At 65.5% G+C, this 12531-nt stretch carries 7 protein-coding genes; all 7 read right to left on the reverse strand.

Features of this window, described 5'->3' with window-relative positions:
- Window positions 1–37: 37 nt before the first annotated feature.
- The 7 genes from rsmB to rplK all read right to left on the reverse strand — a co-directional run bounded on the left by rsmB (window position 38) and on the right by rplK (window position 12453).
- Window positions 38–1579: a 16S rRNA (cytosine(967)-C(5))-methyltransferase RsmB gene (gene rsmB, locus SMCB_RS09850; protein ID WP_045536685.1), complete on the reverse strand. Its 1542-nt coding sequence runs from the start codon at window positions 1577–1579 to the stop codon at window positions 38–40.
- Entirely contained in the window at window positions 1576–5787 is a 4212-nt protein-coding gene (gene rpoC, locus SMCB_RS09855) for a DNA-directed RNA polymerase subunit beta' (RefSeq protein ID WP_045536687.1), read from the reverse strand. The genes rsmB and rpoC overlap by 4 nt, the downstream gene beginning before the upstream one ends.
- 28 nt (window positions 5788–5815) lie before the next feature.
- On the reverse strand, window positions 5816–9934 hold the full coding sequence (rpoB, locus tag SMCB_RS09860; protein ID WP_045536688.1) for a DNA-directed RNA polymerase subunit beta: 4119 nt from the start codon (window positions 9932–9934) through the stop codon (window positions 5816–5818).
- A gap of 161 nt (window positions 9935–10095) precedes the next feature.
- The gene (rplL, locus tag SMCB_RS09865; RefSeq protein ID WP_045536689.1) at window positions 10096–10473 is read right to left on the reverse strand and encodes a 50S ribosomal protein L7/L12; all 378 of its coding nucleotides are present in this window, start codon (window positions 10471–10473) and stop codon (window positions 10096–10098) included.
- Between the two features lie 45 nt (window positions 10474–10518).
- On the reverse strand, window positions 10519–11019 hold the full coding sequence (gene rplJ / locus SMCB_RS09870) for a 50S ribosomal protein L10 (RefSeq protein WP_045538006.1): 501 nt from the start codon (window positions 11017–11019) through the stop codon (window positions 10519–10521).
- 293 nt (window positions 11020–11312) lie between these two features.
- Window positions 11313–12020, reverse strand: coding sequence for a 50S ribosomal protein L1 (gene rplA, locus SMCB_RS09875; protein WP_045536691.1), 708 nt, complete (start codon window positions 12018–12020; stop codon window positions 11313–11315).
- Between the two features lies 1 nt (window position 12021).
- A complete protein-coding gene (gene rplK / locus SMCB_RS09880) occupies window positions 12022–12453 on the reverse strand; it encodes a 50S ribosomal protein L11 (protein ID WP_045536693.1) in 432 nt (143 codons plus the stop codon).
- Between the last annotated feature and the right edge of the window lie 78 nt (window positions 12454–12531).

Here is a 12531-nt window from a genome sequence, read left to right on the forward strand (position 1 = left end):
AGGCAACGCCCCCCGCGCCGCCTCAAGCCGGGCGGCCTCAGGCGCGTTTGCGCAACAGGGCGTAGAAAAATCCATCGGTTTCACGCGCCAGATTGTCACCTATAGCCCCGCTGGCGTGCGCCGCAGCGTCGGGGCCGATTGTGGCGCCGGCACCACAGCCGGGCAGCAACTGCCCCGGTGCCGGCAGGCGCTGGGCATCGCTTTGCTGTTGCACAAAGGCTTGCACCACGCCCTCGCCCTCGGCCACAAACACCGAACAGGTGGCGTAGAGCAAGTGCCCGCCGGGGCGCAGCAGCGGCCACAGGGCCTCGAGCAGGCGGCGCTGCTGTGCCGCCAGCTGCGCGATGTCGGTGGGGCGGCGCAGCCAGAGCACATCGGGGTGGCGGCGCACGATGCCGCTGGCGCTGCACGGCGCGTCGAGCAAAATGGCGTCGAAGGGCTGGCCGTCCCACCATGGGCCGGGGTCGGCGGCGTCGCCACAGCGCACCTGCGCCTGCAACCCCAAGCGCTGCAGGTTGTGCGCGATGCGCTCGCAGCGCTGCGGCTCGAGGTCGAGCGCCCACAGTTCGGCGTCGGCGGCTTCGAGCAGGTGCGCGGTCTTGCCGCCCGGCGCGGCGCAGGCGTCGAGGATGCGCAGCCGGGGCGCGGGCGCCCCCAGCCCTGTAGATGCCCCCGCAGACGCCCCTGCGCTCGGCTCTGGCTGGCTTGGCGCGCCCAGTGCCGCTGCGTCCACCGCCCCCAGCAGCAAGGGCGCCGCCAGCTGTGCGGCACCGTCTTGCACCGACACCCAACCCTGCGCCCAGCCCGGCAGCTGCTCCACGGGCAGCGGTTGCGCCAGTTGCACGCCGTCGGCGCCCCAAGGCGTGGCCTCTTGGCCTGCCTGCTTCAGGTGCTGCAGATAGTCGGCGCGGCTGCTGCGGCGCCGGTTGACGCGCAGCACCATCGGCGCGGCGCGCTGGTTGGCGGCCACGATCTGCTCCCAGTGCTGGGGGTGGTCGCGCTGCAGTTGCTCCAGCCACCACAGCGGGTGGTTCCAGCGCGCCACCGGGTCGCGCAGGGCTTGCGCGCGCAGCGCGGCGCGTTCGCGCACAAAGCGGCGCAGGCAGGCGTTGACCAGCCCCTTGAGCGCCGGCGGCAGGCGCAGCGGGCGCAAGGCGGCCACGGCCTGATCGACCAGCGTGTGGGCGGGGTACAGCGGCCGCGGTGGTGTGGCTAAATGGCGGAGGCTGGCTTGATAGGCAGCCGCTGCGGCGGCTGAAGCAGTAGCAGGAATGGCGGCATCAGCACCCGCCACCGAGCCGGCCTCAGCCGCCCCTGCCACCTCAGCCGCCGCATCCAGCAAGCCCAGCGTGAGCTCGAGCAAGGCTGCGGCCAAAGGCGGCGGCGCCTGGCGGCACAGCAGCCGCCGCAGCGCCATCGACAGGCCCCAATGGCGCAGCGCATCGAACACCAGCGCCTGCACCCCCGGCCGCAGGCTGGGGGGCAGCGCCGGCAAGGCGGTGCTGAGCGACTGGCCAGCGGCCACCGCCGCCAGCAGGCGGGCGGCAGCAGCCAGCTGGTCGGCCAGCGCCGGCTTCACTCCGCGCGGCTGTCGCCGTCGGCCTCGGCCAGGCTGGTGGCCAACGCCACCGCATCGGCCTCGGCGATGGCGCGACGCTCTTCGTCGTCCATGCGCTCTTTGGCGTGGCGCGCCTGGTGAAAGGCCATGCCGGTGCCGGCCGGAATCAGGCGCCCGACGATCACGTTCTCTTTCAGGCCGCGCAGCTCGTCCCTCTTGCCCATGATCGCGGCTTCGGTGAGCACGCGTGTGGTCTCTTGGAACGAGGCGGCGGAGATGAACGAGTCGGTCGACAGCGAGGCCTTGGTGATGCCCAGCAACACGTTGCTGTAGCTCGCCGGGGTTTTGCCCTCTTTCATCAACGCGTCGTTGGTGTTGAGGATCTCGGAGCGCTCGACCTGCTCGCCGCCGATGTAGTTCGAGTCGCCCGGGTTGCTCACCACCACGCGGCGCAGCATCTGACGCACGATCACCTCGATGTGCTTGTCGTTGATCTTCACGCCCTGCAAGCGGTAGACGTCTTGCACCTCGTCGACGATGTAGCGCGACAGCTCCTCGATGCCCAGCAGGCGCAGGATGTCTTGCGGGTCGGCCGGGCCGTCGACGATCGATTCGCCCTTGTTCACCACCTGGCCTTCGTGCACCAGGATGTTTTTCTCTTTGGGCACCAGCTCTTCGGCCACCTTGCCGTCGGGGTCGGTGATCTGCAACCGCACCTTGCCTTTGGTCTCTTTGCCAAAGCTCACGGTGCCGGTGATTTCGGCCAGGATGCCCTTGTCTTTGGGCGAGCGCGCCTCGAACAGCTCGGCCACCCGCGGCAGACCGCCGGTGATGTCGCGCGTTTTCTGGCCCTCAACGGGAATGCGCGCCAGCACTTCGCCGGGGCCCACGTCTTGGCCGTCGCGCACCTGAATCAGGGCGCCGACCTGGAAGCCGATCGTCACCGAGTGGTCGGTGCCCGGAATCTTGACCTCGTTGCCGCTGACGTCGATCAGCTTGACCTGCGGCCGCACCACCTTGGTGGCGCCGCGCCGTTTGGGGTCGATCACCACCAGCGTGCTCAGGCCGGTCACGTCGTCGACCTGCTTGGCCACCGTCATGCCCTCGTGCACGTTCTCGAACTTCACCGTGCCGGCGAACTCGGTGATGATCGGGCGCGTGAGCGGGTCCCAGTTGGCCAAGATGGTGCCGGCCTTGATGGCCTGGTCGGCGCGCACCGCCAGAATCGCCCCGTAGGGCACTTTGTGGCGCTCGCGCACCAGCCCGTTTTCGTCGTGAATCACGATTTCGCCCGAGCGCGCGATCACCACCAGCTCGCCCTTGGAGTTGGTGACGTAGCGCATGGTGGCGTTGAAGCCGACGTTGCCGCTGGACTTGGCTTCGACGCTAGACGCCACCGCCGCGCGCGAGGCCGCGCCGCCGATGTGGAAGGTGCGCATGGTGAGCTGCGTACCCGGCTCGCCGATCGACTGCGCGGCGATCACGCCCACCGCTTCGCCGATGTTCACCGGGCCGCCGCGGCCGAGGTCGCGGCCGTAGCACTTGGCGCACAGGCCAAAGCGGGTTTCGCAGGTCAGGGCCGTGCGCACGCGCACCTCGTCGATGCCCAGCGAGTCGATCAGGTCGCAGCCGTCTTCATCGACGATCTGGCCGGCCGCGATCACCACCTGCTGGGTTTCGGGGTTGAGCACGTCGTCGGCCGCCGTGCGGCCCAAAATGCGGTCGCGCAGCGACTCGATCACCTCGCCGCCCTCGACGATGGCGCGCATCAGGGTGCCGTTGCCGGTGCCGCAGTCGTCTTCGGTCACCACCAGGTCTTGCGTCACGTCAACCAAACGCCGCGTCAGGTAGCCCGAGTTGGCGGTTTTCAGCGCCGTGTCGGCCAGCCCCTTGCGCGCGCCGTGGGTGCTGATGAAGTACTGCAGCACGTTCAGGCCTTCGCGGAAGTTGGCCGTGATCGGGGTTTCGATGATCGAGCCGTCGGGCTTGGCCATCAGGCCGCGCATGCCGGCGAGCTGGCGGATCTGCGCCGCCGAACCGCGCGCGCCCGAGTCGGCCATCATATAGATCGAGTTGAACGACTCCTGATCGACCTCGTTGCCGTGGCGGTCGATGGTCTTTTCCTTTTTCAGGCGCTCCATCATCACCTTGGAGATGTCGTCACCGGCCTTGCCCCAGATGTCCACCACCTTGTTGTAGCGCTCGCCCGCAGTCACCAGACCCGACGAATACTGCTGCGCGATCTCTTTGACCTCGGACTCGGCGCGGGCGATGATGGTGTGCTTTTCGGTCGGCACCAGCATGTCGTCGATGGCGATCGAGATGCCGGCGCGGGTGGCCAACCTGAAGCCGTTTTGCAGCAGCTTGTCGGCGAACACCACCGTCTCTTTGAGGCCGCACTTGCGAAACGAGGCGTTGATGAGCTTGGAGATTTCCTTCTTCTTGAGCGCCTTGTTGATGAGCTCGAAGGGCAGACCACGCGGCAAAATCTCGCTCAGCAGGGCGCGGCCCACGGTGGTCTGCACCACCTTGGTGACCGGCACCAGCTGGCCGTCTTCTTTGTTTTTCAGGTGCTCCGTCAGGCTCACCCTGACGCGCGCCGTCAGCTCGACCACGCCGGCGTCGAGCGCGCGCTGCACCTCGGCGATGTCGGCAAAGACCATGTCTTCGCCGCGGCCGTTGATGCGCTCGCGGGTGGTGTAGTACAGGCCCAGCACCACGTCTTGCGAGGGCACGATCGAGGGCTCGCCGTTGGCCGGGAACAGCACGTTGTTGGACGACAACATGAGCGTGCGCGCTTCCATCTGCGCCTCGACCGACAGCGGAATGTGCACCGCCATTTGGTCGCCGTCGAAGTCGGCGTTGAAGGCCGAACACACCAGCGGGTGCAACTGGATCGCCTTGCCCTCGATCAGCAGCGGCTCAAAGGCTTGGATGCCGAGGCGGTGCAGCGTCGGGGCGCGGTTGAGCAGCACCGGGTGCTCGCGGATCACCTCTTCGAGGATGTCCCAGACCACCGGCGTGCCGGCTTCGACTTCTTTTTTGGCCGCCTTGATGGTGGTGGCGATGCCCATCTGCTCGAGGCGCGCAAAGATGAAGGGCTTGAACAATTCGAGTGCCATCAGCTTGGGCAGGCCGCACTGGTGCAGCTTGAGCGTGGGGCCGACGGTGATGACCGAGCGGCCCGAGTAATCGACCCGCTTGCCGAGCAAGTTTTGGCGGAAGCGCCCGCCCTTGCCCTTGATCATGTCGGCCAGCGACTTGAGGGCGCGCTTGTTGGCGCCGGTCATGGCCTTGCCGCGGCGGCCGTTGTCGAGCAGGCTGTCCACTGCCTCTTGCAGCATGCGCTTTTCGTTGCGCGCGATGATCTCGGGCGCTTTGAGCTCGAGCAGGCGCTTGAGGCGGCTGTTGCGGTTGATCACACGCCGGTACAGGTCGTTGAGGTCGGAGGTGGCAAAGCGGCCGCCGTCGAGGGGAACGAGCGGGCGCAGGTCGGGCGGCAGCACCGGCAGCACGTCGAGCACCATCCACTCGGGTTTGATGCCCGATTTTTTGAAGGCTTCCAGCACCTTGAGGCGCTTGGCGTTTTTCTTGACCTTGAGCTCGGAGCCGGTGAGGTCGTTGCGCAGGCGCTCGATCTCGCCGTCGATGTCGATGCTGGCCAGCAGCTCTTGGATGCCCTCGGCGCCCATTTTGGCCACGAACTCGTCGCCGTACTCGCGCTCTTTGGCGTCGAAGTCGTCTTCGCTCATGATGGCGAATTTTTTCAGGGGCGTCATGCCCGGATCGACCACCACGTAGGCTTCAAAGTAGAGCACGCGCTCGATGTCGCGCAGCGTCATGTCGAGCACCATGCCGAGGCGGCTGGGCAGGCTCTTGAGGAACCAGATATGGGCGCAGGGCGCGGCCAAGTCGATGTGGCCCATGCGCTCGCGCCGCACCTTGGTCTGCGTGACCTCGACGCCGCACTTCTCGCAGATCACGCCGCGGTGCTTGAGGCGCTTGTACTTGCCGCACAGGCACTCGTAGTCTTTGATCGGGCCAAAGATCTTGGCGCAGAACAGGCCGTCGCGCTCGGGCTTGAAGGTGCGGTAGTTGATGGTCTCGGGCTTTTTGACTTCGCCAAAAGACCAGGAGCGGATTTTCTCGGGCGAGGCCAGCCCGATCTTGATGGCATCGAAATGCTCGTCGGGGGTGATCTGCTTGAACAGGTCGAGGAAGTGTTTCATATCCGGGTTTCCTTTACGGGTTCAGGGTTCAGCCGCGCTCGAGCTCGATGTCGATGCCGAGGGATCGGATTTCCTTGACCAGCACGTTGAACGACTCCGGCATGCCGGCGTCGATGGCGTGCTCGCCCTTGACGATGCTCTCATAGACCTTGGTGCGGCCTTGCACGTCGTCGGACTTGACGGTGAGCATCTCTTGCAGCACGTAGCTGGCGCCGTAGGCTTCGAGCGCCCAGACCTCCATCTCACCAAAGCGCTGGCCGCCGAACTGCGCCTTGCCGCCCAGCGGCTGCTGGGTGACGAGCGAGTACGGGCCGGTGGAGCGCGCGTGCATCTTGTCATCGACCAAGTGGTGCAGCTTGAGGTAGTGCATGTAGCCCACGGTGGTCACGCGCTCGAAGGCGTCGCCGGTGCGGCCATCGTAGAGCTGCGCCTGGGTGCGGGTGGGGGTGAGGCCCTTGGCCTTGGCCACGTCGTCGGGGTAGGCGAGCTTGAGCATGTCGAAGATCTCGGCCTCGGAGGCGCCGTCGAACACCGGCGAGGCAAAGGGCACGCCCTTGCTCAGCTCGGCCGCCATGGCGCGCACTTCGTCGTCGCTCAGGTCGGCCAGGTTTTCCTTGCGCCCAGTGCGGTTGTAGATCTGCTCAAGATACTGGCGCACCTCGGCGGCGGCGGCTTGGCGCTGCAACATATCGCCCAAGCGCTGCCCCAGCCCCTTGGCGGCCCAGCCCAAGTGCACCTCGAGCACCTGGCCGATGTTCATGCGCGAGGGCACGCCCAGCGGGTTGAGCACGATATCGACCGGCGTGCCGTCGGCCATGTAGGGCATGTCTTCGACCGGGGTGATCTTGGAGACCACACCCTTGTTGCCGTGGCGGCCGGCCATTTTGTCGCCGGGCTGCAAGCGGCGTTTGACAGCCAAATAGACCTTGACCATCTTGAGCACGCCCGCCGGCAGCTCGTCGCCTTGGGTGAGCTTCTTGCGCTTTTCTTCAAAGGCCAAATCGAAGCTGTGGCGCGTGGAGTCGAGCGCGTTTTTGATCGACTCGAGCTGTGCCGCCACCTGGTCGTCGGCGGGGCGGATGTCGAACCAATGGAACTTGTCCACCTCGGCCAAGTAGGCGCGCTCGATCTTGGCGCCTTTGGCCAAGCGCTTGGGGCCGCCGTTGGCGGTTTTGCCCAGCAGCAGCTTTTCGATCCGGTCGTAGGCGTCGGCCTCAACGATGCGCAAGCGGTCGTTGAGGTCGAGGCGGAAGCGCTTGAGCTCGTCGTCGATGATCTGCTGCGCACGCTTGTCGCGCGGGATGCCTTCGCGCGTGAACACCTGCACGTCGATCACCGTGCCCTGCGAGCCTTGATCGACGCGCAGCGAGGTGTCTTTGACGTCCGAGGCTTTTTCGCCAAAAATGGCGCGCAGCAGCTTTTCTTCGGGCGTGAGCGTGGTTTCGCCCTTGGGCGTGACCTTGCCCACCAGCACGTCGCCGGGCAGCACCTCGGCGCCGACGTAGATGATGCCGGATTCGTCGAGCCGGTTGATCTGCTGCTCGGCCAGGTTGGGGATGTCGCGCGTGATGTCTTCGGCCCCGAGCTTGGTGTCGCGCGCCATCACCACCAGTTCTTCGATGTGGATGCTGGTGTAGCGGTCTTCGGCCACCACGCGCTCGCTGATCAGGATCGAGTCCTCGAAGTTGTAGCCATTCCAAGGCATGAAGGCGATCAGCATGTTCTGGCCGATCGAGATCTCACCCAGGTCGGTCGAGGCGCCGTCGGCGATCACCGCGCCGGCGTGGATCAGGTCGCCCTTTTTGACGATCGGGCGCTGGTGGATGTTGGTGTTCTGGTTGCTGCGCTGGTACTTGATCAGGTTGTAGATGTCGACCCCGACTTCACCGGCCACGGCCTCGGCGTCGGCCACGCGCACCACGATGCGCGAGGCATCGACGTAATCGACGCGCCCGCCGCGCTTGGCCACCACCACGGTGCCCGAGTCGATCGCCGCCACGCGCTCGATGCCGGTGCCCACCAGCGGTTTTTCGGGCCGCAGCGTCGGCACCGCTTGGCGCGACATGTTGGCGCCCATGAGCGCGCGGTTGGCGTCGTCGTGCTCGAGGAACGGCACCAGCGAGGCCGCCACCGACACGATCTGCGCCGGCGACACGTCCATGTACTGCACGGTCTCGGGCGGCGTCAGGATCGATTCGCCCTTTTCGCGTGCGCTCACCAACTCGTCGCTCAGGCGGCCTTCGGCGTCGAGCGCGGCGTTGGCCTGCGCGATCACGTACTTGCCTTCTTCGATCGCCGACAGGTAGTCGATCTGCTTGGTCACCTTGGCATCGACCACGCGGCGGTACGGGGTTTCGATGAAGCCGTATTCGTTCAGGCGCGCATACAGCGCCAGCGAGTTGATCAGGCCGATGTTCGGGCCTTCGGGGGTTTCGATCGGGCACACGCGGCCGTAGTGCGTCACGTGCACGTCGCGCACCTCGAAGCCGGCGCGCTCGCGCGTCAGGCCGCCCGGGCCCAGCGCCGAGACGCGGCGCTTGTGCGTGATCTCGGCCAGCGGGTTGGTCTGATCCATGAACTGGCTCAGCTGCGAAGCGCCAAAGAACTCTTTGAGCGCGGCCGAAATCGGCTTGGAGTTGATCAGGTCGTGCGGCATCAGCGGCTCTTGCTCGGCTTGTCCGAGGCGCTCTTTCACCGCTTTCTCGATCCGCGCCAAGCCGGTGCGGTACTGGTTTTCGGCCAGCTCGCCCACGCAGCGCACGCGCCGGTTGCCGAGGTGGTCGATGTCATCGACTTCGCCTTTGCCGTTGCGCAGATCGACCAGGATCTTAACTACGTCGAGGATGTCTTCGTTCGACAGCACCATGGCACCGGTGCTGCTCGGGCGCCCGACGCGGGCGTTGAACTTCATGCGCCCGACGCGCGACAGGTCGTAGGTGTCGGGGTTGTAGAACAAGCGGTGAAACAGCGCCTGTACCGCGTCTTCGGTCGGCGGCTCGCCGGGGCGCATCATGCGGTAGATCGCCACCCGGGCGGCGAACTCGTCGGCGGTTTCGTCGCTGCGCAGGGTCTGGCTGATGTAGGCGCCTTGGTCGAGCTCGTTGGTGAAAATGCACGCAAGCTCGGTGATGCCGGCGCTGCGCAGTTTTTTCAGCAAGGTCTCGGTGAGTTCGTCGTTGGCCCGCGCCAGCAGCTCGCCGCTGTCGGGGTCGATGATGTTGCGCGCCACCACGCGCCCGAGCAGAAAGTCTTCGGGCACGCTGATGTGCGTGACCTTGGCCTGCTCGAGTTCGCGCGTGTGCCGCGCCGTGATGCGCTTGTCTTTGGCCACCACCACCTTGCCGCTGGGGTCGGTGAGGTCAAAACGCGCCACCTCGCCGCGCAGGCGCTCGGTCACCAGCGCCATCTGGGCGCCGCTTTCCATCAGGCGGAAGTGGTCGTTGACAAAGAAGTTGGCCAGAATCTGCTCGGGATTCAGGCCAATGGCCTTGAGCAAAATGGTGACCGGCATCTTGCGCCGGCGGTCAACGCGGAAAAACAGCAGGTCTTTGGGGTCGAACTCGAAATCGAGCCACGAGCCGCGGTAGGGGATGATGCGGGCCGAAAACAGCAGCTTGCCCGAGCTGTGGGTCTTGCCCTTGTCGTGCTCAAAAAACACGCCCGGCGAGCGGTGCAGCTGCGAGACGATCACGCGCTCGGTGCCGTTGACGATGAACGAGCCCTTGTCGGTCATGAGCGGCACTTCGCCCATGTAAACCTCTTGCTCCTTGACCTCTTTGACCACCTTGGACTGGCTGGTGGACGATTCGCGGTCGTAGATGATGAGCTGCACCCGTGCGCGCACGGCGGAAGCAAAGGTCAGGCCGCGCGTCTGGCACTCGCGCACGTCGAACACCGGCCGGGCCAGGTTGTACTCGACGAACTTCATCTCGACGTAGCCGTTGTGCGAGACGATCGGGAACGCCGACTCGAATGCCGCTTGCAAGCCCTCGGGGGCGCGCTTGCGCGGGTGCTGGTCCACCTGCAAAAAGGCGGTGTAGGCGTCCTTCTGCATCTGCAACAGGTAGGGGATTTCCAGCACGTTTTCGCGGCTGCCGAAGCTTTTGCGGATGCGCTTGCGTTCGGTGAATGAGTACGTTTGAGCCATGAGATCTCCGGGCTTGAGAAGACACAGCCAAAACCGCTGGGGGCGGCGGCCTTGGCTGTGCGCTCTGACGCTCGAGGGCGGTGCCGACCACCGCAACCACCTCGAGCGCAAAAAGGCTGGAAAACCCACTGAGGGGCTCTCCAGCCTTTGAGGGCAACGGCTTACTTGAGCTCGGCCTTGGCGCCCGCGTCTTCGAGCTTTTTCTTGGCGGCTTCGGCGTCGGCCTTGGGCATGGCTTCCTTGACCGTCTTGGGCGCGCCATCGACCAGGTCTTTGGCTTCTTTCAGGCCCAAGCCGGTGATTTCGCGCACCGCCTTGATGACCGACACCTTGTTGGCGCCAGCTTCTTTGAGCACCACGTCGAAATCGGTTTTCTCTTCGGCCACGGCGGCCGTGGCAGCGCCACCGCCCGCAGCGGGAGCGGCCATGGCGGCAGCGCTCACACCAAACTTCTCTTCGATGGCTTTCACCAGCTCGTTGAGTTCCATGACCGTCATGCTGTCGAGAGCGGTCAGAAATGCGTCTTTATCGAATGCCATTTTCAAATTTCCTAACAAACGGTTGGGGTCGGGCTAAGGGGGCGCTTAGGCCGCCACGGCCTCGCCTTTTTTCTCGGCCACGGCGGCCAGTACGCGCGCAGTGCGCGAGATCGGGGATTGCATCAAGCCCAGCAACTGCGCCAACAGCACTTCCTTGGGGGGAATGCTGGCCAGTTGCTTCACGCCATTGACGTCCAGGGCTTTGCCGGCAAACACGCCCCCGCGGATGACCAACTTGTCGTTGGTCTTGGCGAAGTCGGCCACCACTTTGGCAGCGGCCACGGCGTCTTGGGAAAAGCCATAGATCAGCGGCCCGGACATCTGGTCGGCGCCTGCCTCAAAGCCGGTGCCAGCCACTGCGCGGCGTGCCAGGGTGTTCTTGAGAACCCCCAGAAACACACCTTCGCTGCGGGCTTTGACACGCAACTGGGTCAGGTCGGCGACCTTGATGCCACGGTATTCCGCCATCACGAGCGTTTGAGCTTTTGCTGCGAGCGCCGCCACCTCGTCGATGACGGCCTGCTTCTCACTGCGGTTCAAACTCAAGGTCAACTCCTCAAAAAAGCATGGTTGCGGGCTTTGCGCCCTTGGCCATGCACCTGATTGCAGCGACCAACCGTTGCGGGAAAAAATTTTCCGTTCGCGGCGGGATCGCCATCTGCGCTGGCTTCGGTGCAGAAATTAAGCGCAACCCGGGCAAGCCCGGCCGCGCACCAGCGGTCCTGGATGACTCTGGCGGTGCGTTGCGCACCCCCAGACCCACCACCCACGGCCACCGCCGCACCCCCGAGGGGGCGCCGCAGCAACCGGGAATTTTGTGTCGGCACAGCCGCCCGGATTTAGGCCGCTTGCACCGCCGCGATCGAGGGCACCTCGACCCGCACCCCCAGGCCCATGGTGGACGAAATCGCCACCTTGCGCAGGTACTGACCCTTGGACGAAGCCGGCTTGGCCTTGTTCAGGGCCTCGAGCAGGGCTTGCAGGTTGCCCAGCAACTTGGCGTCGTCGAAAGAGCGCCGGCCGATGGTGCCGTGCACGATGCCGGCTTTGTCAACCCGGAACTGTACCTGCCCGGCCTTGGCGTTGCGCACCGCCGTGGCCACGTCGGGCGTCACGGTGCCGACCTTGGGGTTGGGCATCAGGCCGCGCGGGCCCAGAATCTGGCCCAGCGCACCCACCACGCGCATGGCGTCGGGCGAGGCGATCACCACGTCGAAGTCCAGCTTGCCGGCCTTGACGTCGGCGGCGAGGTCGTCGAAGCCCACCACGTCGGCGCCCGCGGCGCGCGCTTCGTCGGCCTTGGCGCCTTGGGCGAACACCGCCACGCGCTTGGTCTTGCCGGTGCCGTTGGGCAGCACCACGGCGCCGCGCACCACTTGGTCGGATTTTTTGGCGTCCACGCCCAGCTGCACCGCCACGTCGATGGACTCATCGAACTTGGCCGTGGCGTGCTGCTTGACCATGCCCAGCGCGGTTGCTACCGGGTACAGCTTGGTGGAATCGACCACGCCTTGCAGCGCTTTTTGTTTTTTGCTCAGCTTTGCCATCTCACACGCCCTCCACGATCACGCCCATCGAGCGGGCCGATCCGGCGATGGTGCGCACAGCGGCATCGATGCTGGCCGCGTTCATGTCTTTCATCTTGGTCTTGGCGATCTCTTCGAGCTGAGCCCGGGTGATCTTGCCGACCTTCTGCTTGTTCGGCACCGGCGAGCCTTTGTCGAGCTTGATCGATTTCTTGATCAGCGTCGTGGCCGGCGGGGTTTTGATGATGAAGGTGAAGCTCTTGTCGGCAAACGCGGTGATGACCACCGGCAGCGGCAAGCCCGGCTCCATGCCCTGGGTTTGGGCATTGAAGGCCTTGCAGAACTCCATGATGTTGAGCCCGCGCTGACCCAGCGCCGGACCGATCGGGGGGGAGGGGTTGGCCTTACAAGCTGGCACCTGCAGCTTGATGAAGCCGACGATTTTCTTCGCCATGTAGAATTACTCCATCGAGTTCAAACGGCCAAGCACCCGGCACGGGCGCCCAGCCTCCTCGCAAACCCGGTCCATGAT

Origin of the sequence: Serpentinimonas maccroryi (genome assembly GCF_000828915.1) — a bacterium.
Classification (GTDB): Bacteria; Pseudomonadota; Gammaproteobacteria; order Burkholderiales; family Burkholderiaceae_C; genus Serpentinimonas; species Serpentinimonas maccroryi.

Bases quoted from the DNA above. Each gene is read 5' to 3' on its own strand.
- rpoC (WP_045536687.1), bottom strand. From the start codon at position 5,787: ATGAAACACTTCCTCGACCTGTTCAAGCAGATCACCCCCGACGAGCAT.
- rpoB (WP_045536688.1), bottom strand. From the start codon at position 9,934: ATGGCTCAAACGTACTCATTCACCGAACGCAAGCGCATCCGCAAAAGC.
- rplL (WP_045536689.1), bottom strand. From the start codon at position 10,473: ATGGCATTCGATAAAGACGCATTTCTGACCGCTCTCGACAGCATGACG.
- rplA (WP_045536691.1), bottom strand. From the start codon at position 12,020: ATGGCAAAGCTGAGCAAAAAACAAAAAGCGCTGCAAGGCGTGGTCGAT.
- rplK (WP_045536693.1), bottom strand. From the start codon at position 12,453: ATGGCGAAGAAAATCGTCGGCTTCATCAAGCTGCAGGTGCCAGCTTGT.